Annotated in this window: 27 protein-coding genes; 26 read left to right on the plus strand and 1 reads right to left on the minus strand. The window is 67.7% G+C overall.

Going from position 1 to position 21,102, the window contains the following annotated elements; all coding sequences use genetic code 11:
* Positions 1 to 2: 2 nt before the first annotated feature.
* The 23 genes from mlaD to tatC all read left to right on the plus strand — a co-directional run bounded on the left by mlaD (position 3) and on the right by tatC (position 16,568).
* Positions 3 to 509, plus strand: a complete 507-nt coding sequence (gene mlaD, locus BpN12_RS16185; RefSeq protein WP_246796534.1) for an outer membrane lipid asymmetry maintenance protein MlaD — start codon at positions 3 to 5, stop codon at positions 507 to 509.
* A gap of 62 nt (positions 510 to 571) precedes the next feature.
* Entirely contained in the window at positions 572 to 1,558 is a 987-nt protein-coding gene (locus BpN12_RS16190) for an MlaA family lipoprotein (RefSeq protein WP_246796535.1), read from the plus strand.
* A 108-nt stretch (positions 1,559 to 1,666) separates the two neighbouring features.
* Complete coding sequence (locus BpN12_RS16195; protein ID WP_246796536.1) at positions 1,667 to 2,293, plus strand: MlaC/ttg2D family ABC transporter substrate-binding protein; 627 nt, start codon at positions 1,667 to 1,669, stop codon at positions 2,291 to 2,293.
* Positions 2,290 to 2,559 carry an STAS domain-containing protein gene (locus tag BpN12_RS16200; RefSeq protein WP_042623668.1) on the plus strand — a complete coding sequence of 90 codons (270 nt, stop codon included), beginning with the start codon at positions 2,290 to 2,292 and terminating at the stop codon, positions 2,557 to 2,559. Before BpN12_RS16195 ends, BpN12_RS16200 begins: the two co-directional genes overlap by 4 nt.
* Before the next feature lie 189 nt (positions 2,560 to 2,748).
* On the plus strand, positions 2,749 to 3,675 hold the full coding sequence (locus BpN12_RS16205; protein ID WP_246796537.1) for an ABC transporter ATP-binding protein: 927 nt from the start codon (positions 2,749 to 2,751) through the stop codon (positions 3,673 to 3,675).
* Complete coding sequence (locus tag BpN12_RS16210; protein ID WP_246796538.1) at positions 3,672 to 4,427, plus strand: ABC transporter permease; 756 nt, start codon at positions 3,672 to 3,674, stop codon at positions 4,425 to 4,427. The genes BpN12_RS16205 and BpN12_RS16210 overlap by 4 nt, the downstream gene beginning before the upstream one ends.
* Before the next feature lie 23 nt (positions 4,428 to 4,450).
* The gene (locus BpN12_RS16215) at positions 4,451 to 4,690 is read left to right on the plus strand and encodes a BolA family protein (protein WP_246796539.1); all 240 of its coding nucleotides are present in this window, start codon (positions 4,451 to 4,453) and stop codon (positions 4,688 to 4,690) included.
* Between the two features lie 16 nt (positions 4,691 to 4,706).
* Positions 4,707 to 6,053, plus strand: a complete 1,347-nt coding sequence (murA, locus tag BpN12_RS16220) for a UDP-N-acetylglucosamine 1-carboxyvinyltransferase (protein ID WP_246796540.1) — start codon at positions 4,707 to 4,709, stop codon at positions 6,051 to 6,053.
* The gene (gene hisG / locus BpN12_RS16225; protein ID WP_198250495.1) at positions 6,050 to 6,706 is read left to right on the plus strand and encodes an ATP phosphoribosyltransferase; all 657 of its coding nucleotides are present in this window, start codon (positions 6,050 to 6,052) and stop codon (positions 6,704 to 6,706) included. Before murA ends, hisG begins: the two co-directional genes overlap by 4 nt.
* Before the next feature lie 40 nt (positions 6,707 to 6,746).
* Positions 6,747 to 8,072 (plus strand): histidinol dehydrogenase, encoded by a 1,326-nt coding sequence (gene hisD / locus BpN12_RS16230; protein ID WP_246796541.1) that lies wholly within the window; start codon positions 6,747 to 6,749, stop codon positions 8,070 to 8,072.
* 185 nt (positions 8,073 to 8,257) lie between these two features.
* Complete coding sequence (gene hisC / locus BpN12_RS16235) at positions 8,258 to 9,328, plus strand: histidinol-phosphate transaminase (protein ID WP_246796542.1); 1,071 nt, start codon at positions 8,258 to 8,260, stop codon at positions 9,326 to 9,328.
* Positions 9,329 to 9,403: 75 nt separating this feature from the next.
* Positions 9,404 to 9,991 carry an imidazoleglycerol-phosphate dehydratase HisB gene (hisB, locus tag BpN12_RS16240; protein ID WP_246796543.1) on the plus strand — a complete coding sequence of 196 codons (588 nt, stop codon included), beginning with the start codon at positions 9,404 to 9,406 and terminating at the stop codon, positions 9,989 to 9,991.
* A gap of 98 nt (positions 9,992 to 10,089) precedes the next feature.
* The gene (locus BpN12_RS16245) at positions 10,090 to 10,710 is read left to right on the plus strand and encodes a MarC family protein (protein WP_246796544.1); all 621 of its coding nucleotides are present in this window, start codon (positions 10,090 to 10,092) and stop codon (positions 10,708 to 10,710) included.
* Positions 10,707 to 11,348 (plus strand): imidazole glycerol phosphate synthase subunit HisH, encoded by a 642-nt coding sequence (hisH, locus tag BpN12_RS16250; RefSeq protein WP_246796545.1) that lies wholly within the window; start codon positions 10,707 to 10,709, stop codon positions 11,346 to 11,348. Before BpN12_RS16245 ends, hisH begins: the two co-directional genes overlap by 4 nt.
* A 163-nt stretch (positions 11,349 to 11,511) precedes the next feature.
* Positions 11,512 to 12,267 (plus strand): 1-(5-phosphoribosyl)-5-[(5-phosphoribosylamino)methylideneamino]imidazole-4-carboxamide isomerase, encoded by a 756-nt coding sequence (gene hisA / locus BpN12_RS16255; RefSeq protein ID WP_042623678.1) that lies wholly within the window; start codon positions 11,512 to 11,514, stop codon positions 12,265 to 12,267.
* Between the two features lie 84 nt (positions 12,268 to 12,351).
* Positions 12,352 to 13,125 (plus strand): imidazole glycerol phosphate synthase subunit HisF, encoded by a 774-nt coding sequence (gene hisF, locus BpN12_RS16260; protein WP_246796546.1) that lies wholly within the window; start codon positions 12,352 to 12,354, stop codon positions 13,123 to 13,125.
* A gap of 2 nt (positions 13,126 to 13,127) precedes the next feature.
* A complete protein-coding gene (gene hisI / locus BpN12_RS16265) occupies positions 13,128 to 13,547 on the plus strand; it encodes a phosphoribosyl-AMP cyclohydrolase (protein WP_246796547.1) in 420 nt (139 codons plus the stop codon).
* Complete coding sequence (locus tag BpN12_RS16270; protein ID WP_042623681.1) at positions 13,544 to 13,909, plus strand: phosphoribosyl-ATP diphosphatase; 366 nt, start codon at positions 13,544 to 13,546, stop codon at positions 13,907 to 13,909. The genes hisI and BpN12_RS16270 overlap by 4 nt, the downstream gene beginning before the upstream one ends.
* 83 nt (positions 13,910 to 13,992) lie before the next feature.
* Positions 13,993 to 14,409: a DUF4870 family protein gene (locus BpN12_RS16275; RefSeq protein WP_042623682.1), complete on the plus strand. Its 417-nt coding sequence runs from the start codon at positions 13,993 to 13,995 to the stop codon at positions 14,407 to 14,409.
* 31 nt (positions 14,410 to 14,440) lie between these two features.
* The gene (locus BpN12_RS16280; protein ID WP_246796548.1) at positions 14,441 to 14,806 is read left to right on the plus strand and encodes a histidine triad nucleotide-binding protein; all 366 of its coding nucleotides are present in this window, start codon (positions 14,441 to 14,443) and stop codon (positions 14,804 to 14,806) included.
* 125 nt (positions 14,807 to 14,931) lie between these two features.
* Positions 14,932 to 15,165 (plus strand): Sec-independent protein translocase subunit TatA, encoded by a 234-nt coding sequence (tatA, locus tag BpN12_RS16285; protein WP_198250486.1) that lies wholly within the window; start codon positions 14,932 to 14,934, stop codon positions 15,163 to 15,165.
* Between the two features lie 26 nt (positions 15,166 to 15,191).
* The gene (gene tatB, locus BpN12_RS16290; protein ID WP_246796549.1) at positions 15,192 to 15,731 is read left to right on the plus strand and encodes a Sec-independent protein translocase protein TatB; all 540 of its coding nucleotides are present in this window, start codon (positions 15,192 to 15,194) and stop codon (positions 15,729 to 15,731) included.
* Between the two features lie 51 nt (positions 15,732 to 15,782).
* A complete protein-coding gene (gene tatC / locus BpN12_RS16295) occupies positions 15,783 to 16,568 on the plus strand; it encodes a twin-arginine translocase subunit TatC (RefSeq protein WP_246796550.1) in 786 nt (261 codons plus the stop codon).
* A gap of 334 nt (positions 16,569 to 16,902) precedes the next feature.
* Here tatC and BpN12_RS16300 read toward each other — a convergent pair whose 3' ends face one another.
* Positions 16,903 to 18,108, minus strand: coding sequence for a Do family serine endopeptidase (locus BpN12_RS16300; protein WP_042623687.1), 1,206 nt, complete (start codon positions 18,106 to 18,108; stop codon positions 16,903 to 16,905).
* Between the two features lie 21 nt (positions 18,109 to 18,129).
* Here BpN12_RS16300 and BpN12_RS16305 point away from each other — a divergent pair, with 21 nt between their 5' ends.
* From BpN12_RS16305 to BpN12_RS16315, 3 genes are all read left to right on the plus strand, one after another.
* Complete coding sequence (locus BpN12_RS16305) at positions 18,130 to 18,876, plus strand: Nif3-like dinuclear metal center hexameric protein (RefSeq protein WP_246796551.1); 747 nt, start codon at positions 18,130 to 18,132, stop codon at positions 18,874 to 18,876.
* 220 nt (positions 18,877 to 19,096) lie between these two features.
* Entirely contained in the window at positions 19,097 to 19,717 is a 621-nt protein-coding gene (gene petA / locus BpN12_RS16310) for a ubiquinol-cytochrome c reductase iron-sulfur subunit (RefSeq protein ID WP_246796552.1), read from the plus strand.
* Complete coding sequence (locus tag BpN12_RS16315) at positions 19,717 to 21,099, plus strand: cytochrome b (RefSeq protein ID WP_246796553.1); 1,383 nt, start codon at positions 19,717 to 19,719, stop codon at positions 21,097 to 21,099. Before petA ends, BpN12_RS16315 begins: the two co-directional genes overlap by 1 nt.
* Positions 21,100 to 21,102: the final 3 nt, after the last annotated feature.

Genomic DNA, 21,102 nt, shown 5'->3' on the forward strand with positions numbered 1-21,102 from the left:
AGATGACGATGAAAAAGACTGCTCTCGACTTCTGGGTCGGCCTGTTCGTGGTGCTGGGTTTCCTGGCGCTGCTGTTTCTCGCGCTGAAGGTGGGCAACATGAGCTCGCTGTCGTTCCAGCCGACCTATCCCGTCAAGATGAAGTTCGACAATATCGGCGGCCTGAAGCCGCGCGCCGCCGTGAAGAGCGCCGGCGTGGTGGTGGGCCGGGTCGGCGCGATCGGCTTCGACACCAATACCTACCAGGCGGTGGTGACGATCGAACTGGACAAGCAATACGAATTCCCGAAGGATAGTTCGGCCAAGATCCTGACCTCGGGCCTGCTCGGCGAGCAGTACATCGGCCTCGAGCCGGGCGGCGACACCGAGATGCTGAAGGCGGGCGACACGATCTCGATGACGCAGTCGGCGATCGTGCTCGAGAACCTGATCGGACAGTTCCTGTACAGCAAGGCAGCGGACGCGGGCGGCAGCAAGCCGGCCGCGGCGTCGGGGGCGGCTGCCCATTGAGCGCTCGCGCCGTCCCCACCGGCGAGGCAACAGACAGAGAAAAGAGAAGAGGGAACACGATCATGCAGACCATGCGCCTCAGGAACGCGGCCTTGACCTTCGCGGCGGTCGCCGCGATGAGCGGTTGCGCCACCGTCCAGACGCCCACCAAGGGCGATCCGCTCGAAGGCTTCAACCGGACGATGTACAAGTTCAACGACACCGTCGACACCTATGCGCTGAAGCCCGTCGCCAAGGGCTACCAGTGGGCGGTGCCGCAGCCGGTGCGCGACAGCGTGACGAACTTCTTCTCGAACATCGGCGACGTCTACATCGCCGCCAACAACCTCGTGCAGCTGCGCATCGCCGACGGCGTGGGCGACATCATGCGCGTGGTGATCAACACGGTGTTCGGCGTGGGCGGCCTGTTCGACGTGGCGACGGTGGCGAAGCTGCCGAAGCACACCAACGACTTCGGCATCACGATGGGCCACTACGGCGTGCCGCCCGGCCCGTACGTGGTGCTGCCGTTCCTCGGGCCGAGCACCGTGCGCGACACGGCAGGCCTCGGGGTCGACTACGTCGGCAACCCGCTCACCTGGGTGAATTCGGATGCGGTGAGCTGGGGCCTGTTCGGCGTGAACCTGGTCAATACGCGCGCGAACCTGCTTGGCGCCGGCGACGTGCTCGACGCGGCCGCGATCGACAAGTACTCGTTCGTGCGCAACGCCTACCTGCAGCGCCGCCAGTCGCTGATCGCCGCCTCGGGCGGCCCCGGCGGCAAGGCGGCCGCGAACGTGCCCGACTACGGCTCGGAAACGCTGCCGAAGTACGATCTGCCCGACGACGGCGCGGCACCGGCGGCCGGTGCCGGCGCGGGTGCGGCCGGTGCGGCAGCCGGCGCGGCGGTGTCGCCGGGTGCGACGGCCCCGGCCCAGGATGCCGCTTCGGCCGCCTCGGCGCCGGCCGCGGCCATGCCGAATCCGGCCAGCGCCACCCACGTGCCGGCTCAGAACGTGGTGCCGCCGGCGCCGAACGGTTTCCACTGGCCGAGCCTGCGGCTGCACTGATCGCGCCGCGGTTCGTTACAGCCGGAAACGTTTGTGACGGCGGCGGATGCAACAAGAAGTCCGCCGCTGGTTCAAAATGCAGCACCGACTCACTTCGCAGGACATCTCATGAAAAAACTGTTTCTGATTCCCGTGGTAGCCGCGTTTTTCTCGTTCGGCAGCGCCGCCCATGCCGAGGTCGACCAGTCGAACCCGCAGGCGCTGATCAAGACCGCGACCGAACAGGTGATGAACGAGGTCCGGGCGCAGTCGATCAAGCCGGGCGACATCGGCCGGATCACCGACATCGTCAATCGCGACATCCTCCCGTACACCGACTTCCGCCGCACCACGCAGCTCGTGATGGGCCGCAACTGGCGCGCGGCGACGCCGGACCAGCAGGACAAGGTGATCGAGCAGTTCAAGATGCTGCTGATCCGCACCTATTCGGGCGCGATTGCGCAGCTGAAGGCCGACCAGCAGATCCAGTACCCGCCGTTCCGCGCCGATCCGGGCGCGACCGACGTGGTGGTGCGCACGCTGGCCTCGAACAACGGCCAGCCGGTGCAGATCGACTACCGCCTCTACAAGACGCAGCAGGGCTGGCGCGTCTATGACCTGAACGTGCTCGGCGCCTGGCTGATCCAGACCTACCAGCAGCAGTTCAACGAGAAGATCCAGCAGAGCGGCGTGGACGGGCTGATCCAGTTCCTCACGCAGCGCAACCAGCAGCTCGCGGCCGGCAAGGCATCGTGAGCCAGTTCGCCACCGGCGCCTCGCTGACCCACGCGAGCGCGAAGGCCGCGCTCGACGACGGGCTCGGCCGCATCGCCGGCGGCGCGACCGCGGTGGACTGCGCGGCGCTCGCGCAGTTCGACTCGGCCGCGCTCGCCGTGCTGCTCGCGTGGCAGCGCGCCGCCCGGGCGCGCGGCGCCGCGCTCGAGATCCTGAACCTGCCGCCCACGCTCGCCAGCCTCGCGCGGGCCTACGGCATCGACTCCCTCCTCGGCGAGCGACATTGACGCTCGCCGCCTGACGCCCGGCGCCGCGCGCCCGGGCGTCCCGGATCGTCGCGGCTCGGCCGCGCCCATCCGGCTGCCCGGTTTGCCCTATAATCAACCGTTTTGCGGGGCTTCCAATCGGCCCCCATTTTTCCCCATTCGACTTCACGACCAGAATCAGGCGTCGCGGCGCCCGTGCCGCGCTCAGTCATGTCAGCCATAGAAATCCGAAACGTCAAGAAGCGCTATGCGTCGCTCCAGGCGCTGAAGGGCGTCAGCCTGTCCGTCGAGGAAGGCGAGTTCTTCGGCCTGCTCGGCCCCAACGGCGCCGGCAAGACGACCCTCATCAGCATCCTCGCGGGACTCGCCCGCGCCGACGAAGGCAGCATCTCGGTGCGCGGGCATGATGTCGTGACCGACTTCCGCGACGCGCGCCGCGCGCTCGGCGTGGTGCCGCAGGAACTCGTGTTCGATCCGTTCTTCTCGGTGCGCGAGACGCTGCGGCTGCAGTCCGGCTATTTCGGGCTGCGCCGCAACGACGACTGGATCGATGAAGTGATGGCCAATCTCGATCTCACCGAGAAGGCCGACGCCAACATGCGCGCGCTGTCGGGCGGCATGAAGCGCCGTGTGCTGGTGGCGCAGGCGCTGGTCCACCGGCCGCCCGTGATCGTGCTCGACGAGCCGACCGCCGGCGTGGACGTCGAGCTGCGCCAGACGCTCTGGAAGTTCATCTCGCGCCTGAACCGCGAAGGCCACACGATCGTGCTGACCACCCACTACCTGGAAGAAGCCGAGTCGCTGTGCGACCGCATCGCGATGCTGCGGCGCGGCGAGGTGGTCGCGCTCGAACGCACCAGCGCGCTGCTGCAGCGCTTCGCGGGGCTGCAGCTGTACCTGCGTCTCGCGCAGGGCGAGCTGCCCGCCGAACTGCGCGCGCTGCAGACCGAGGCCGTCGCGCCCGGCGCGCGCGAGCACCTGCTGCGGCTCAGCAGCTACGACGAGGTCGAACCGATCCTGTCGGCCTGCCGCGCGGCGGGCTGCGCGTTCGACGAGATCGAGGTGCGCAAGGCCGACCTCGAAGACGTGTTCGTCCAGGTGATGAACGGAGCCGATGTGATCGAGGGTCTGGCATGAGCGGGTTTCGCACGCTGTTCTACAAGGAAATCCTGCGGTTCTGGAAGGTGGCGTTTCAGACCGTGCTGGCGCCGGTGGTCACGGCGCTGCTGTACCTGACGATCTTCGGCCACGCGCTGTCGGGCCGCGTCAACGTCTATCCCGGCGTCGAGTACGTGAGCTTCCTGGTGCCGGGGCTGGTGATGATGAGCGTGCTGCAGAACGCGTTCGCCAACAGCTCGTCGTCGCTGATCCAGTCGAAGATCACCGGCAACCTCGTGTTCGTGCTGCTGCCGCCGCTGTCGTATGCCGAGATCTTCTCGGCCTACGTGCTCGCGGCCGTGGTGCGCGGGCTCGCGGTCGGCGTCGGCGTGTTCGTGGTGACGGTCTGGTTCATCCCGGTCGGCTTCGCCTCGCCGCTGTTCATCGTGCTGTTCGCGCTGTTCGGCTCGGCGATCCTCGGCACGCTCGGCCTGATCGCCGGGATCTGGGCCGAGAAGTTCGACCAGCTCGCCGCGTTCCAGAACTTCCTGATCATGCCGCTGACGTTCCTGTCCGGCGTGTTCTACTCGACCCACTCGCTGCCGCCCCTGTGGCGCGAGGTGTCGCGTCTCAATCCGTTTTTCTACATGATCGACGGCTTCCGCTACGGGTTCTTCGGCGTCGCCGACATCAACCCGTATCAAAGCCTCGCGATCGTCGCCGGTTTCTTCGTGCTGCTCGCGCTCGTCGCGATGCGGCTGCTCGCGACCGGCTACAAGCTGCGTCACTGAACGCACCGACTGGAGCATTTCTCATGTTGCCGACTCCCGAACAGGTCAAGCAATACATCGCGGGCGGGCTCGCCTGCACGCATCTGGAAGTCGAAGGCGACGGCCAGCATTTCTTCGCGACCATCGTCTCGGAGCATTTCGAAGGCAAGCGTCCGATCCAGCGCCATCAGCTCGTCTACGCGGCGCTCGGCGACCGCATGAAGCAGGAAATCCACGCGCTCAGCATGAAGACGCTGACGCCCGCCGAATGGCAGAACACGTAAAGAACGGACATCCTTCGTGCAAGTTTCAGTAAAAGAACGCGACGCGGTACGTCACGTCGCGACGGCGAATCCGGCCGCCGGCCGGGCTTCGCAAGGGCATGAGGAACGGCTCGTGATCACCGGCGGCGCGCGGCTCGCCGGAGAGATCCAGGTGTCGGGCGCGAAGAACGCGGCGCTGCCGATCCTCTGCGCGGGCCTGCTCAGCGCCGAGCCGCTGCGGCTCGACAACGTGCCCGACCTGCAGGACGTGCGCACCATGCTCGCGCTGCTCGGCGGGATGGGCGTGAAGAGCGAGGTGGACGGCGCGCGCGTCACGCTCGACGCGGCCAGCGTGAGCGAGCCGGTGGCGCCCTACGAGCTGGTCAAGACCATGCGCGCGTCGATCCTCGTGCTCGGCCCGCTGCTGGCGCGCTTCGGCTACGCGAAGGTGTCGCTGCCGGGCGGCTGCGCGATCGGCGCGCGGCCGGTGGACCAGCACATCAAGGGGCTGCAGGCGATGGGCGCCGAGATCACCATCGAGCACGGCTACATCGAGGCGCGCGCCACGCGCCTGAAGGGCGCGCGGATCGTCACCGACATGATCACGGTGACCGGCACCGAGAACCTGCTGATGGCCGCCACGCTGGCCGACGGCGAGACCGTGATCGAGAACGCCGCGCGCGAGCCCGAGGTGACCGACCTTGCCAACCTGCTGGTGGCGATGGGCGCGAGGATCGACGGGATCGGCACCGACCGGCTCGTGATCCAGGGCGTCGAGCGGCTGCACGGCGCGAGCCATGCGGTGGTGCCGGACCGCATCGAGGCCGGCACGTTCCTCTGCGCGGCGGCGGCGGCGGGCGGCGAACTCACGCTGCGCGGCATGCGCGCGAACCTGCTCGACGCGGTGCTCGGCAAGCTGCGCGAGACGGGGGCGAAGCTCGACGAGCGCGGCGACACGCTGCGCGTGACGATGGACCGGCGCCCGGCCGCGGTAGCGATCCGCACCTCCGAATATCCGGCGTTCCCGACCGACATGCAGGCGCAGTTCATGACGCTGAACGCAGTGGCCGCGGGCACCGCGCACGTGGTCGAGACCATCTTCGAGAACCGCTTCATGCACGTGCAGGAGCTGAACCGGCTCGGCGCCGACATCGTGGTGGACGGCAACACGGCGCTCGTCACGGGCGTGGCGCGGCTGTCGGGCGCCAACGTGATGGCCACCGACCTGCGCGCCTCGGCGAGCCTCGTGATCGCGGGACTGTGCGCCGACGGCGAGACCGTCATCGACCGGATCTACCATCTCGATCGCGGCTATGATCGGATGGAAGCCAAGCTGAACGCAGTTGGCGCCGACGTGCGCCGCATCACCGGGAGTGCCGCATGACCGCACCGCTGACCCTCGCGCTGTCGAAAGGGCGTATCTTCGAGGAAACCGTGCCGCTGCTCGCGGCGGCCGGCATCGAGGTGGCCGAGGATCCCGAATCGTCGCGCAAGCTGATCCTGCCGACCAACGACCCGAACGTGCGCGTGATCATCGTGCGCGCCACCGACGTGCCGACCTACGTCGAGTACGGCGCGGCCGATTTCGGCGTGGCCGGCAAGGACGTGCTGATCGAGCACGGCGGCGGCGGGCTCTACCAGCCGATCGACCTGAACATCGCGCGCTGCCGGATGTCGGTGGCGGTGCAGGCGGGCTTCGACTACGCGAACGCGGTGCGCCAGGGCGCGCGGCTGCGCGTCGCGACGAAGTACGTGTCCACCGCGCGCGAGCACTTCGCGGCCAAGGGCGTCCACGTCGACCTGATCAAGCTGTACGGCTCGATGGAGCTTGCGCCGCTGGTCGGCCTGGCCGACGCGATCGTCGACCTGGTCAGCTCGGGCGGCACGCTGCGGGCGAACAATCTGGTCGAGGTCGAGGAGATCATGCCGATCTCGTCGCGCCTCGTCGTGAACCAGGCCGCGCTGAAACTGAAGCGCGCCGCGCTGAAACCGATCCTCGACGCGTTCGAACGCGCGTCGAAGCAGAGCGGGAGCTGACCGCTCCCGGCACCGGCGCATTACCGGAACGAACAGCATCATGTCCATCAAGATTCGCAAACTCGATTCGCGCAGCGAGGGCTTCGGCGCCGCGCTGCGCGCGGTGCTCGCCTTCGAGGCGAGCGAGGACGAGGCGATCGAGCGCTCGGTCGCCGCGATTCTCGCCGACGTGAAGACGCGCGGCGACGCGGCCGTGCTCGACTACACGAACCGCTTCGACCGGCTCGACGCGCCGAGCGTGGCCGCGCTGGAGCTGCGCCAGGACGTGCTCGAGGCCGCGCTCGAGACGCTCGAGCCGAAGCGCCGCGCGGCGCTGGAAGCGGCCGCCGCGCGCGTGCGCGGCTACCACGAGAAGCAGAAGCTCGAATGCGGCAGCCATAGCTGGCAGTACACCGAATCGGACGGCACGGTGCTGGGCCAGAAGGTGCTGCCGCTCGACCGCGTCGGCCTCTACGTGCCGGGCGGCAAGGCCGCCTATCCGTCGTCGGTGCTGATGAACGCGATTCCGGCGCGGGTGGCCGGGGTCGGCGAGATCGTGATGGTGGTGCCCACGCCCGACGGCGTGAAGAACGACCTCGTGCTCGCGGCCGCCTATCTCGGCGGGGTCGATCGCGTGTTCACGATCGGCGGCGCGCAGGCGGTGGCCGCGCTCGCCTACGGCACCGCGACGGTGCCGGCGGTCGACAAGATCTGCGGCCCCGGCAACGCCTACGTGGCCTCGGCCAAGCGGCGCGTGTTCGGCACGGTCGGCATCGACATGATCGCCGGGCCGTCCGAGATCCTCGTGCTCTGCGACGGCACCACCGATCCGCACTGGGTCGCGATGGACCTGTTCTCGCAGGCCGAGCACGACGAACTCGCCCAGTCGATCCTGCTGTGCCCCGACGCGGCGTTCATCGAGCGCGTCGAGAAGGCGATCGACGAGCTGCTGCCGACCATGCCGCGCGAGGCCGTGATCCGCGCCTCGCTGGAAGGGCGCGGCGCGCTGATCACGGTGCGCGACATGGCCGAGGCCTGCAAGATCGCCAACGAGATCGCGCCCGAGCACCTCGAGATCTCGGCGCTGGAACCGCAGCAATGGGGCAAGCTGATCCGCCACGCCGGCGCGATCTTCCTCGGCCGCTACACGAGCGAGAGCCTTGGCGACTACTGTGCCGGGCCGAACCACGTGCTGCCGACCTCGCGCACGGCGCGCTTCTCGTCGCCGCTCGGCGTCTACGACTTCATCAAGCGCTCGAGCCTGATCGAGGTCAGCGCGGACGGCGCGCAGACGCTCGGCGAGATCGCCTCGGAGCTGGCCTACGGCGAAGGGCTGCAGGCGCACGCGCGAAGCGCCGAATACCGGATGCGCAACCACGGCAACTGAGCGGCCGCGGCCGCCGCGCGGCCCGGCCTGAATGACGGGCGCGGCGGCGGTAGTGCAAGGCCACGGCAAAAAACCATCGCAACGGCGACGAGACCGGCCGCGGCAGGGCCGGCGGCATCGAGACCCGCGGCCCGGACGATCCGGGCCGCCGACACGGGCGGCGCGAGGCACGCCGCGAACCCACCATGACGACGCCACAAGACATCATCCGCCGCGACGTGCTCGCGATGACGAGCTACCCGGTGCCCGACGCGACCGGGCTCGTGAAGCTCGACGCGATGGAGAACCCGTATGCGCTGCCGGCGCCGCTCGCGGCCGGGCTCGGCGAGCGGCTCGCGCAGGTCGCGCTGAACCGCTATCCGCCGCCGCGCCCCGCCGCGCTGATCGGCAAGCTGCGCGCCGCGATGGGGATTCCCGACGGCTGCGAGGTGCTGCTCGGCAACGGCTCGGACGAGATCATCGGCATGCTGTCGGTGGCCTGCGCCCGGCCCGGCGCGAAGGTGCTGATGCCGGTGCCCGGCTTCGTGATGGTCGAGCAGTACGCGCGCCTCGCGCAGATGGGGTTCGTCGGCGTGCCGCTGCGCGAGGATATGTCCCTCGACCTCGACGCGCTGCTCGCGGCGATCGCCGAACACCAGCCGGCGCTGATCCATCTGGCCTACCCGAACAATCCCACCGGCACGCTCTACGCCGACGCCGACATCGAGCGCGTGATCGCCGCCGCGAGCACGAGCCTGGTGGTGATCGACGAGGCCTACCAGCCGTTCGCCGAGCGCAGCTGGCTCGCGCGCGTGCCCGAATTCGACAACGTGGTGGTGATGCGCACCGTCTCGAAGCTCGGCCTGGCCGGGGTCCGCTTCGGCTATCTGGTCGGCGCGCCGGCCTGGCTCGCCGAAATCGACAAGGTGCGCCCGCCCTACAACATCAACGTGCTGACCCAGGCCAGCGTCGATTACCTGCTCGACCACCTCGACGTGTTCGACGCGCAGGCCGCGGAATTGCGCGCCGAGCGCGGCCGGCTCGCGGCGGCGGTGGCCGCGCTGCCCGGCGCGACGGTGTTCCCGAGCGCCGGCAATTTCCTGCTGGTGCGGGTGCCCGACGCGCCGGCCCTGTTCGACGCGCTGCTCGCCGAGCGGGTCTTGATCAAAAACGTGAGTAAAATGCACCCGTTGCTCGCGAACTGCGTGCGGCTGACGGTCGGTTCTCCTGACGAGAACGCCGCGCTGCTCGCCGCGTTGCGACTGGTGCTGCGCTAGCGCGGGCCGCCCGCCGCCGGGCGGTCGCCGCGGCCTCACTCGTCCCCCATTACCCAGTCATTTCAAGGAATCACCATGCGCGTGGCGGAAGTCGTTCGCGATACGAGCGAAACGCAGATCCGTGTGAAGATCAATCTCGACGGCACCGGCCAGCAGAAACTGGCCACCGGCGTGCCGTTCCTCGACCATATGCTCGACCAGATCGCGCGCCATGGTCTCATCGATCTCGACATCGAAGCGCATGGGGATACGCATATCGACGACCACCATACGGTGGAGGACGTCGGCATCACGCTCGGCCAGGCGGTCGCGAAGGCGATCGGCGAGCGCAAGGGCATCCGCCGCTACGGCCATTCTTACGTGCCGCTCGACGAGGCGCTCTCGCGCGTGGTGATCGACTTCTCGGGCCGGCCCGGCCTCGAATTCCACGTGCCGTTCACGCGCGCGCGGATCGGCACCTTCGACGTGGACCTGTCGATCGAGTTCTTCCGCGGTTTCGTGAACCACGCGGGCGTCACGCTGCACATCGACAATCTGCGCGGCCTCAACGCGCATCACCAGCTCGAGACCGTGTTCAAGGCGTTCGGGCGCGCGCTGCGGATGGCCGTCGAGATCGACGAGCGCGCGGCCGGGCAGATTCCGTCGACCAAGGGCAGCCTCTGAGCGAACCCGGACCGGCGCTAGCGGCCCCGCGGTTCTGACCGCGGCCCGTCAGGACGCCAGTCCCGCCGCGCGCGCCGCGCCGCATCCGACACCGCACGATGGACCTGCTCAAATCGTTCATATCGCTGCTCGCGCTGATCAACCCGCTCGGCGCGGTGCCGTTCTTCCTGAGCCTGACGGCGGCGCTGACCGACGCCGAGCGGCGCAGGACGGTGCGCATCGCGGCGGTGTCGGTGTTCTGCGTGATCGCGGTCACCACGCTGCTCGGCCAGCAGATCATCCGTTTCTTCGGGATCTCGGTGGCCTCGCTCGAAGTCGGCGGCGGCATCATCATGCTGCTGATGGCGATCAACATGCTGAACGCGCAGATGGGCAACACGCGCTCGACCGCGGAAGAGCGCGACGAGGCCGAATCGAAGCACAGCATCGCCGTGGTGCCGCTCGCAATCCCGCTGCTGACGGGCCCCGGCTCGATCAGCACGGTGATCGTCTATTCGGCGGGCGCGGTCCACTGGTACGACCGGATCGGCCTGATCGCGATCGGCGCGGTGCTCGCGCTGCTCTGTTTCCTCGCGATGCGGCTCGCCGAGCCGATCGCGAACTGGATCGGCCGCACCGGCATTAATATTGCAACGCGGCTGATGGGATTGATGCTGTCGGCGCTGGCGGTGGAATTCATCGTCGACGGACTGAAGGCTTTGCTGCCTGCACTGAAATGAAAACTTCGATTGCGATTGTGGATTATGGGATGGGCAACCTGCGTTCGGTGGCCCAGGCGCTGATGAAGGCCGAGCCGGATGCGCAGGTGGCGATCGTCGATCGTCCCGAGGCGATCCGCGCGGCCGACCGCGTGGTGCTGCCGGGCCAGGGCGCGATGCCCGACTGCATGCGCTGCCTCGGCGAATCGGGGCTGCAGGAGGCGGTGATCGAGGCGTCGCGCAGCAAGCCGCTCTTGGGCGTATGCGTCGGCGAGCAGATGCTGTTCGACTGGAGCGAGGAGGGCGACACGCCGGGCCTCGGGCTGCTGCCGGGCAAGGTGCTGCGCTTCGACCTGGCCGGCCGGGTGCAGGACGACGGCTCGCGCTTCAAGGTGCCCCAGATGGGCTGGAACCGCGTGCGCCAGACGCTCGCGCATCCGCTCTGGGCCGGCGTGCCGGACGAGGCGTTCTTCTACTTCGTCCACAGCTACTACGTGGCGCCCGAGAATGCGGCACACGCGGCGGGCGAGACCGCGTATGGCGAGCCGTTCGTCTCGGCGGTGGCGCGCGACAACATCTTCGCGACCCAATTTCACCCGGAAAAGAGCGCCGAGGTCGGGCTGCGGCTTTACCGCAATTTCGTGCATTGGCAGCCCTGAACGTCGCGCGCACGCCACGGCGAACGGGCCAGACATGCCCGTGGCGTGGGGCTCGCGCGTCAAAACCCTGAAAGACTTGTACTAAACTAGCAGACGGCGCGGTGCCGGTTGGGCCGGCAATGGCGCGTCACCCCTTCTTCTTTTCAGACGACTTCCGATTGCTATGCTGCTGATTCCGGCCATCGATCTTAAAGACGGTCAGTGTGTGCGCCTCAAACAGGGCGATATGGACCAGGCGACGATTTTCTCCGAGGATCCCGCGGCGATGGCCCGCAAATGGGTCGATCTCGGCGCGCGGCGCCTGCATCTGGTCGACCTGAACGGCGCGTTCGCGGGCAAGCCGAAGAACCTCGAGGCGATCGAGGCGATCCTCGCCGAGGTCGGTGACGAGATCCCCGTCCAGCTCGGCGGCGGCATCCGCAGCCTCGAGACGATCGAGAAGTATCTCGACGCGGGCCTGTCCTACGTGATCATCGGCACCGCGGCCGTCAAGGATCCGGGCTTCCTGCAGGATGCCTGCACGGCGTTCGCGGGCAGCATCATCGTCGGGCTCGACGCCAAGGACGGCAAGGTCGCCACCGACGGCTGGAGCAAGCTGACGGGCCACGAGGTGATCGACCTCGCGCAGAAGTTCGAGGACTACGGCGTCGAATCGATCGTCTATACCGACATCGGCCGCGACGGCATGCTGCAGGGCATCAACATCGAGGCGACGGTGAAGCTCGCGCAGGCGGTCGGGATTCCCGTGATCGCGAGCGGCGGCCTGTCGAACCTGAACGACATCGAGCAGCTCTGCAGCGTGGAAGGCGAGGGCATCGAAGGCGTGATCTGCGGCCGCGCGATCTACTCCGGCGATCTCGACTTCTCGGTCGCGCAGAAGCGCGCCGACGAACTGAACGGCGAACTCGACGACGCCTGACCCGCGGCGGCCGAGCGCCGCCGGCGTCATCGCCCAAGCCGCCCGCGCCGCGGGCGGCCTCACCTGCGGCACCTGTGTACCATCATGGCTCTAGCTAAACGCATCATCCCCTGTCTCGACGTGACCGCCGGGCGCGTCGTGAAGGGCGTCAATTTCGTCGAGCTGCGCGACGCGGGCGACCCCGTCGAAATCGCGCGACGCTACGACGACCAGGGCGCCGACGAACTGACCTTCCTCGACATCACCGCCACCTCCGACCAGCGCGACCTGATCCTGCCGATCATCGAGGCGGTGGCTTCGCAGGTGTTCATCCCGCTGACGGTGGGCGGCGGCGTGCGCGCCGTCGAGGACGTGCGGCGCCTGCTCAACGCGGGCGCGGACAAGGTCAGCATGAACTCGTCGGCGGTCGCCAATCCGCAGCTCGTCGCCGACGCGGCGAACAAGTACGGCTCGCAATGCATCGTGGTGGCGATCGACGCCAAGCGCGTCTCGGCCGAGGGCGAGACGCCGCGCTGGGAAGTGTTCACGCACGGCGGGCGCAAGGCCACCGGGCTCGACGCGATCGCATGGGCGAGCCGCATGGCCGAACTCGGCGCGGGCGAGATCCTGCTGACCAGCATGGACCGCGACGGCACCAAGTCCGGCTTCGACCTGGCGCTCACGCGCGGCGTGTCCGACGCGGTGCCGGTGCCGGTGATCGCCTCGGGCGGCGTGGGCTCGCTCGAACACCTGGCCGACGGCATCGTCGACGGCCATGCCGACGCGGTGCTCGCGGCCAGCATCTTCCATTACGGCGAACACACGGTCGGCGAGGCGAAGCGCTTCATGGCCGGGCGCGGCATTCCGGTGAGGCTCTGATCATGACGACGACCCAAGCGACTTCTTCCCCCGCGTGGCTCGACAAGGTGCGTTGGGATGCCAACGGCCTCGTGCCGGTGATCGCGCAGGAAGTCGGCACGAACGACGTGCTGATGTTCGCGTGGATGAACCGCGAGGCGCTCGCGAAGACCGTCGAGACGGGGCGCGCGGTCTACTATTCGCGCTCGCGCCAGCGGCTCTGGTTCAAGGGCGAGGAATCGGGGCACGTGCAGCACGTGCATGAAGTGCGGCTCGATTGCGACGAGGACGTGGTGTTGCTGAAGATCGACCAGGTGTCGGGCATCGCCTGCCACACCGGCCGCCATTCCTGCTTCTTCCAGAAATTCGAGGGCACCGCCGAGGGCGGCGACTGGGCCGCCGTCGAGCCGGTGCTGAAAGATCCCGAGCACATCTACAAATGACGCAGACCACCAACGACACGCTGCTGCGCCTCGCGGCCGTGATCGACAGCCGCAAGGGCGGCGATCCCGAGCAATCCTACGTGTCGCGCCTGTTCCACAAGGGCGACGACGCGGTGCTCAAGAAGATCGGCGAGGAAGCGACCGAGGTCGTGCTGGCCGCCAAGGACGTGCGCCAGGGCGGCGCGCCGACGGCACTGGTCGGCGAGGTTGCCGACCTCTGGTTCCACTGTCTCGTGATGCTGTCGCATTTCGAGCTGAGCCCGGCCGACGTGCTGGCCGAGCTGGAGCGCCGCGAGGGCCTGTCGGGCCTCGAGGAAAAGGCGCTGCGCAAGCGCCGCGAGCGCGAGAACGGCGACGGTTGAGCGGCGGCTGAGCGGCGCGGCCCGGGCGGCGACGTCCGGGTGCGGGCCCTGCTTCGGTGATGTCATCAAAGGGAGGTAGCATCGTGGAAGATCCTTCGTGGCGCCCCGGCGACGCTTCCGTTCCGGATCGCTATCCGGCCTATCCCGGCGCCGCGCCGGCGGGCAGCCGTGACGGCTCGCTGCGCACGCTGACCCATGTGCTGTATGCGCTGTACGCGGTCCACTGGCTCACGGGCGGCATCACCGGCCTGATCGCGATCATCATCAACTACGTGAAGCGGCCGGACGTGGTCGGCACGCGTTACCAGCAGCATTTCGAGTGGCAGATCCGCACCTTCTGGCGTGCGCTGATCCTCTACCTGATCGGCGTCATGCTGAGCTTCGTCGTGGTCGGCTTTTTTGTACTCGGTGCGACGTGGGTCTGGACGCTGTACCGTATCATCAAAGGCTGGCTGTTCCTGAACGACGACAAGCCGCTCGATCCGAAGGCCTGGTTCTGAGGGTCGGGGGCGGCGCGACGCGGAGAGCACGATGAGTCACGATCCGGATTGCCTGTTCTGCAAGATCGCGGCGGGCGAGATTCCGAGCGAAAAGGTCCACCAGGACGACGAGTTCGTCGCGTTCCGCGACATTCATCCGGCGGCCGACACGCACGTGCTGGTGATTCCGCGCCGGCATCTGGCGACACTGTCGGCGGCCGCGCCTGAGGACGCGCCGCTGCTTGGTAGAATGCTGGTCCTCGTCGCGCGGCTGGCCGAGCAGTTCGGCTGCGCGTACACGGGCGGCGAAACCGGGTTCCGGACCGTCATCAACACCGGGCCGGGCGGCGGGCAGGAAGTGTTCCACCTGCACGCGCACCTGCTCGCGGGGCCGCGCCCTTGGAAGCGGATGGGGTGAATCGGGCCCCGCAAGGAAAGATCATCGCGAGCCGCGCCGCACCGGCGCCGGCCCGTATCGGGAAAGAGGCCGGCGTCGCCGGCAGTTGACGCCGCCGCGGCGGCGAGGTTGAGGAGAGTGGCATCATGGGCGGATTGAGCATTTGGCACTGGCTGATCGTTTTGCTGATCGTGGCACTGGTGTTCGGCACGAAGAAGCTGCGCAACATCGGCAGCGATCTGGGCGGTGCGGTGAAGGGCTTCAAGGACGGCATGAAGGAAAACGAGACCCCGGCCGACGCGCAGCAGCTGCCGCGCAACGGTTCGGTGAACGTCGACGCGAAGGAAGCGGCGCGTTCGTCCGATTCGAACAAGGCGTGATGAACGCGCGCTGACGGGACGTCGCGATGCTGGATCTGGGTCTTTCCAAGATGGCGCTGATCGGCGTCGTCGCGCTCGTGGTGCTCGGCCCCGAGCGCCTGCCGCGCGTCGCGCGCACGGCCGGCGCGCTGTTCGGGCGCGCGCAGCGCTACATCAACGACGTGAAGGCGGAAGTCTCGCGCGAGATCGAACTCGATGCGCTGCGCACCATGCGCACCGACTTCGAGAGCGCCGCGCGCAACGTCGAGAACACGATTCACGACAACCTGCGGCAGCATGAGGCGGACCTCAACGACGCCTGGAGTTCGGCCGTCTCGGGCGACTCGGCGTCGTCGCCGGTTTCGGTGTCGGCCGATGGCGTCTCGGGCTTCGGCTCGACGTCGTGGCAGGGCAGCGGGGCCAGCGCCGGCTTCACGCCGAAACGCCGCAACTGGCGCGTCAGGCAGTCGGCCACGCCGGTCTGGTACAAGCGCGCCTCGCTGCGCCGCACCCGCGTGCAGTCCGGCGCCGCGCGCGTCGCGCGCCATCAGCCGGCCAGCCTGCGCCGGCCCGTGCGCTTCTTTTGAGCATCTGACGATGCCGACGATGCGTGCCCATCACCTGAACCGAGGGCCTGCGTGAGCGACCCCCAGCACACTCCGGAAGAAGGCCGGGAAGAAACCTTCATCTCCCATCTCGTCGAGCTGCGCGACCGCCTGATCCGGGCGGGCGGCGCCGTGCTCGTGGTGTTCGTCGGGCTCGTCTACTGGGCGCCCGACATCTTCCGGCTGCTGGCGCGGCCGCTGATGCAGAACCTGCCGAAGGACGGCAAGATGATCGTCACCGACGTGACGGGCTCGTTCTTCGTGCCGATGAAGGTCACGATGCTCGTCGCGCTGGTGATCGCGCTGCCGATCGTGCTCTACCAGATCTGGGCGTTCGTCGCGCCGGGGCTCTACCAGCACGAGAAGCGGCTGGTGCTGCCGCTCGTCAGCAGCAGCTACTTCCTGTTCCTGTGCGGGATGGCGTTCGCCTACTTCGTGGTGTTCCCGACCATCTTCCGCGTGATGGCGCACTACAACGCACCGCTCGGCGCCGAGATGTCGACCGACATCGACAACTACGTGAGCTTCGTGCTCGGCATGTTCCTCGCGTTCGGGGTCACGTTCGAGGTGCCGGTGATCGTGGTGCTGCTGGTGCGCATGGGCGTGCTGCCGCTCAAGAAGCTGAAGGAGATCCGGCCCTACGTGATCGTCGGCGCGTTCGTCGTGTCGGCGGTGGTGACGCCGCCCGACGTGTTCTCGCAACTGATGCTGGCGCTGCCGCTCGTGGTGCTCTACGAAGTCGGGCTGCTGGCCGCGCGGATCTTCGTCGGCCACGGCGCGCCCGCGAAGAAGGACGAGGAGTCCGGAGCGACGGGCTGACGCCTCGGCGTGCGCGGTGGTCGAATCATCGGGAAGGGCGGCATGGGCCGCCCTTTTTCGTTGCGGGAGAAGTTGGGCGGCGGCGTTGAGTGGTGTCGTAGCCGCGCATGACTGTTCGGCCCGCGGGCGGCAGGGACGACGTGAGCGGGGCTGATCCGATGCGGGCGGCATATGCGCATGATGGCCGCCATTGCGAGGCAATCGATACCGGCGCATCGCCTCGCAACACGCGCCGCTTGCCGGCCCCGAGGCGCGGCCGTCGCATGCCTTGCAACCTCCCGCCACCTCGCCGAGCGCGCGCCGGCCACCTCGCCGGGCGCCGCGCCTCACGCGCTCATTCGGCGTCGTCGTTCTGGTCGTCGTTGGCCTGCTTCGGCGGCGGCGGGCGCTTGCCGATCACCACCGTCACCTCGAAGCTGCGCGTCTTGCGCACCACCTGCACCTTGGTCGGCGTGCCCGGCTTGATCTGCGCGACCACGTTGAGCAGCTTGGTGGTGTCGGTGATCGGCTCGTCGTTGACGGTGGTCAGGATGTCGCCGGGCTTGATGCCGGCCTTGTCGGCCGGGCCGCCCTGCAGCACGCCGGCCACGATCGCGCCGGTCTTCTGCGCGAGCCCGAACGAATCGGCGATCTCGGGCGTGACGTCCTGCGGTTCCACGCCGATCCAGCCGCGCGTGACGGCGCCCGTCGTGATGATGCTTTCCAGCACCGTGCGCGCGGTCGAGACGGGGATCGCGAAGCCGATCCCGAGCGAGCCGCCCGAGCGCGAGTAGATCGCCGTGTTGATGCCGAGCAGGTTGCCGTTCACGTCCACCAGCGCGCCGCCCGAGTTGCCCGGGTTGATCGGCGCGTCGGTCTGGATGAAGTTCTCGAAGGTGTTGATGCCGAGATGGTTGCGCCCGAGCGCGCTGATGATGCCCATCGTCACGGTCTGGCCGACCCCGAACGGGTTGCCGATCGCGAGCACCACGTCGCCCACGCGCGCGCGGTCCGAGCGGCCGAGCGTGATGGTCGGCAGGTTCGTCAGGTTGATCTTCAGCACGGCGAGGTCGGTCTCGGGGTCGCTGCCGATCACCTTGGCCGTGGAGGTGCGGCCGTCGGCCAGCGCCACCTCGATCTGGTCGGCGCCGTCCACCACGTGCTGGTTCGTTAGAATGTAACCTTCCGGGCTCACGATGACGCCCGAGCCCAGGTTCGACGCCGGTTCTTCCTGTTGCCGGCGCGGATTGCGGTCGCCGAAGAAGTAGCGGAACAGCGGATCCTTCGCGCGCGGGTCGGGCGGCAGCGAGCCGTCCTTGCTCGAAAACACGTTGACCACGGCCGGCATCGCCTTTTGCGCGGCGTCCGCGTAGGACGTCTGCGCCGGCGCGCCGGCACCGCCCGGCGTGACTTCGCGCAACGCCACGATCGGTGCCGCGAGTTGCTTGCCGAGCTGTCCCTGGCGCTGCAGCCATTGTGGCTTGAGGGTCGCGACGATGAACATCAGCGCGAGCAGCACCGTCACCGCCTGTGCGAAGAACAGCCAGAAGCGTCTAAGCATTTGAAGAGATTAGGGGATTATATGGACCGGATCGAACTCGAATTGTACTTGAACAATACCCTTGAAACCGCGCGCTTCAAGGACTACTGCCCCAACGGGCTGCAGGTCGAGGGGCGCCGCCGGATCGAGCGGATCGCCACCGGCGTGACCGCCTCGGCCGCGTTCCTCGAACGCGCGATCGAATGGGGCGCGGACGCGGTGCTGGTCCACCACGGCTATTTCTGGCGCAACGAGCCGGCGCAGGTCACCGGGCGCAAGTACCAGCGGCTGAAGCTGCTGATCGGCGCCGAGCTGAACCTGTTCGCATTCCACCTGCCGCTCGACGCGCATCCCGATTTCGGCAACAACGCGCAGCTTGGCGCGCGCCTCGGCCTGATCGCCGACGCGCATTTCGGCGAGCAGGACCTCGGCTGGATGGCCACGCTGCCGATGCCGGTCTCGCTCGAGCACTTCACCGCCAAGGTCGAGCACACGCTCGGCCGCACCCCGCTCGTGCTCGGCGACAGCGACCAGCAGCTGCGCCGCGTGGCCTGGTGTACAGGCGGCGCGCAAAGCTATTTCGACGCCGCGATCGAGGCCGGCGCCGACGTGTTCCTGACCGGCGAGGCGTCCGAATTCGTCACGCACGCGGCGGCCGAGAGCGGCGTGGCCTTCGTTGCGGCGGGGCACCATGCCACCGAGCGCTACGGCATCCAGGCGCTCGGCCGCCATTTGTCCGAACATTTCGGCCTCGAGCACACGTTCATCGACATCCCGAACCCCGTTTGAAACGCCCGGAATTGCGGCGGCGCACCCTCGAAATGCAATGAAGCGTCTGCTTAAAAATTGATCTGGATTGGTTCTGCGGCGATGGGGGAAAACCCTTGCCGATCAAAGACTTCGCGTCGATTTTATGAATCGGGCCTTGAAAATGCAGGCCCCGTTCGCGCACACTAGCGGCGGTATGCGAAGTCGTGACGGTGAATCCAACTCAGAAGTGGGGCGTGAGATGCGAGATAAAGAAGAGAAACGCGTCGACAGCGGCCGCCGTACCTGGCTGATTGCGACATCCGTAGCGAGCGGGGTCGGCGGGGTCGCCACGGTCATACCGTTCGCGGCGTCGCTCGCGCCGTCGACCAAGGCGAAGGCGGCCGGCGCGCCAGTCGAGGTCGACATCAGCGGGCTGAAGCCGGGCGAGCTCGTCACCGTGGCCTGGCGCGGCAAGCCGGTCTGGATCCTGAACCGCACCGACGCGATGCTGGCCGACGTGAAGAAGGCCGATCCCGAGCTGGCCGACCCGCAGTCCAAATCCACCTATTCGATGCCGTTGCCCGCGTACTGCGCGAACGAATATCGCTCGCGGGCCGATCGCAAGAACATCCTCGTCGTGATGGCCGTGTGTACGCACCTCGGCTGCACGCCCACCTCGCGCTTCACGCCCGGCCCGCAGCCGAACCTGCCCGACGACTGGCCGGGCGGCTTCCTGTGTCCGTGTCACGGCTCCACCTACGATCTGGCCGGCCGCGTGTTCAAGAACAAGCCCGCGCCCCAGAACCTCGACGTTCCGCCTTACATGTTCACCTCGGCCACCACGGTCGTGATCGGCAAGGACGAGAAAGGAGAAGCGTGATGGCCACCGACAACAAGACTGTCGCCACGACGGGTTTGATGGGCTGGATCGATGCGCGTTTCCCGTTCACGGTCACGCTCAAGAAGCACGTGACCGAGTACTACGCGCCGAAGAACTTCAACTTCTGGTACTTCTTCGGCTCGCTCGCGCTGCTCGTGCTGGTGAACCAGATCGTCACGGGCATCTTCCTGACGATGAACTACAAGCCCGATTCGACGCTCGCGTTCGCGTCGGTCGAGTACATCATGCGCGAGGTGCCGTGGGGCTGGCTGATCCGCTACATGCACTCGACGGGCGCCTCGATGTTCTTCATCGTGGTCTACCTGCACATGTTCCGCGGGCTGATGTACGGCTCGTACCGCAAGCCGCGCGAGCTGGTGTGGATCTTCGGCTGCGCGATCTTCCTGTGCCTGATGGCCGAGGCGTTCTTCGGCTACCTGCTGCCGTGGGGCCAGATGTCGTTCTGGGGCGCGCAGGTGATCGTGAACCTGTTCTCGGCGATCCCGTTCGTCGGGCCGGACCTCTCGCTCTGGATCCGCGGCGACTACGTGGTGTCCGACGTCACGCTGAACCGCTTCTTCGCGTTCCACGTGATCGCGATTCCGCTGGTGCTGGTCGGGCTGGTGGTCGCGCACCTGGTCGCGCTGCACGAGACCGGCTCGAACAACCCCGACGGCATCGAGATCAAGGAGAAGAAGGACGAGCACGGGATTCCGCTCGACGGCATCCCGTTCCACCCCTACTACTCCGTGCATGACTACTTCGGGGTCTGCGTGTTCCTGATGATCTTCGCGCTGGTGGTGTTCTTCGCGCCGGAGATGGGCGGCTACTTCCTCGAAGCCAACAACTTCGTGCCCGCCAACCCGCTGCAGACGCCGCCCGAGATCGCGCCGGTGTGGTATTTCACCGCGTTCTACGCGATGCTGCGCGCCACCACCGATCCGTTCAAGATCGTGCTGATGGTGGTGATCGCCGTGCTCGGGCTGGTCGCGCTCTGGCGGGCCCGCGGCAAATGGCGGATCGGCCTGCCGGGGCTGGCCGTCGTGCTGATCGTGTTCATGGCGCTGACCGAATCGAAGTTCTGGGGCGTGGTGGTGATGGGCGGCGCCGTGATCTCGCTGTTCTTCCTGCCCTGGCTCGACCGCAGCCCGGTCAAGTCGATCCGCTACCGGCCCACGTTCCACAAGGTGTTCCTCGGGATTTTCGTCGTCGCGTTCCTGACGCTCGGGTTCCTCGGCACCCAGTCGCCGTCGCCCGCCAAGACGCTGATCGCGCAGGTATGCGCGCTGGTCTACTTCGCGTTTTTCCTCGGCATGCCGCTCTGGACCCCGCTTGGCACATTCAAGCAGCCGCCCGAGCGCGTCAAATTCCGGCCCCACTAATGC

The organism is Burkholderia perseverans (genome assembly GCF_022870505.1).
GTDB classification, from domain to species: domain Bacteria; phylum Pseudomonadota; class Gammaproteobacteria; order Burkholderiales; family Burkholderiaceae; genus Burkholderia; species Burkholderia plantarii.

Coding starts and splice junctions, on each gene's coding strand:
- tatB (WP_246796549.1), top strand. CDS start 15,192: ATGCTGGATCTGGGTCTTTCCAAGATGGCGCTGATCGGCGTCGTCGCG.
- hisG (WP_198250495.1), top strand. CDS start 6,050: ATGACCGCACCGCTGACCCTCGCGCTGTCGAAAGGGCGTATCTTCGAG.
- BpN12_RS16195 (WP_246796536.1), top strand. CDS start 1,667: ATGAAAAAACTGTTTCTGATTCCCGTGGTAGCCGCGTTTTTCTCGTTC.
- BpN12_RS16245 (WP_246796544.1), top strand. CDS start 10,090: ATGGACCTGCTCAAATCGTTCATATCGCTGCTCGCGCTGATCAACCCG.
- hisI (WP_246796547.1), top strand. CDS start 13,128: ATGACGACGACCCAAGCGACTTCTTCCCCCGCGTGGCTCGACAAGGTG.
- BpN12_RS16205 (WP_246796537.1), top strand. CDS start 2,749: ATGTCAGCCATAGAAATCCGAAACGTCAAGAAGCGCTATGCGTCGCTC.
- BpN12_RS16280 (WP_246796548.1), top strand. CDS start 14,441: ATGAGTCACGATCCGGATTGCCTGTTCTGCAAGATCGCGGCGGGCGAG.
- BpN12_RS16315 (WP_246796553.1), top strand. CDS start 19,717: ATGGCCACCGACAACAAGACTGTCGCCACGACGGGTTTGATGGGCTGG.
- BpN12_RS16190 (WP_246796535.1), top strand. CDS start 572: ATGCAGACCATGCGCCTCAGGAACGCGGCCTTGACCTTCGCGGCGGTC.
- BpN12_RS16300 (WP_042623687.1), bottom strand. CDS start 18,108: ATGCTTAGACGCTTCTGGCTGTTCTTCGCACAGGCGGTGACGGTGCTG.
- hisF (WP_246796546.1), top strand. CDS start 12,352: ATGGCTCTAGCTAAACGCATCATCCCCTGTCTCGACGTGACCGCCGGG.
- BpN12_RS16270 (WP_042623681.1), top strand. CDS start 13,544: ATGACGCAGACCACCAACGACACGCTGCTGCGCCTCGCGGCCGTGATC.
- hisD (WP_246796541.1), top strand. CDS start 6,747: ATGTCCATCAAGATTCGCAAACTCGATTCGCGCAGCGAGGGCTTCGGC.
- hisH (WP_246796545.1), top strand. CDS start 10,707: ATGAAAACTTCGATTGCGATTGTGGATTATGGGATGGGCAACCTGCGT.
- hisB (WP_246796543.1), top strand. CDS start 9,404: ATGCGCGTGGCGGAAGTCGTTCGCGATACGAGCGAAACGCAGATCCGT.
- BpN12_RS16305 (WP_246796551.1), top strand. CDS start 18,130: ATGGACCGGATCGAACTCGAATTGTACTTGAACAATACCCTTGAAACC.
- petA (WP_246796552.1), top strand. CDS start 19,097: ATGCGAGATAAAGAAGAGAAACGCGTCGACAGCGGCCGCCGTACCTGG.
- tatA (WP_198250486.1), top strand. CDS start 14,932: ATGGGCGGATTGAGCATTTGGCACTGGCTGATCGTTTTGCTGATCGTG.
- mlaD (WP_246796534.1), top strand. CDS start 3: ATGACGATGAAAAAGACTGCTCTCGACTTCTGGGTCGGCCTGTTCGTG.
- BpN12_RS16210 (WP_246796538.1), top strand. CDS start 3,672: ATGAGCGGGTTTCGCACGCTGTTCTACAAGGAAATCCTGCGGTTCTGG.
- hisA (WP_042623678.1), top strand. CDS start 11,512: ATGCTGCTGATTCCGGCCATCGATCTTAAAGACGGTCAGTGTGTGCGC.
- hisC (WP_246796542.1), top strand. CDS start 8,258: ATGACGACGCCACAAGACATCATCCGCCGCGACGTGCTCGCGATGACG.
- BpN12_RS16215 (WP_246796539.1), top strand. CDS start 4,451: ATGTTGCCGACTCCCGAACAGGTCAAGCAATACATCGCGGGCGGGCTC.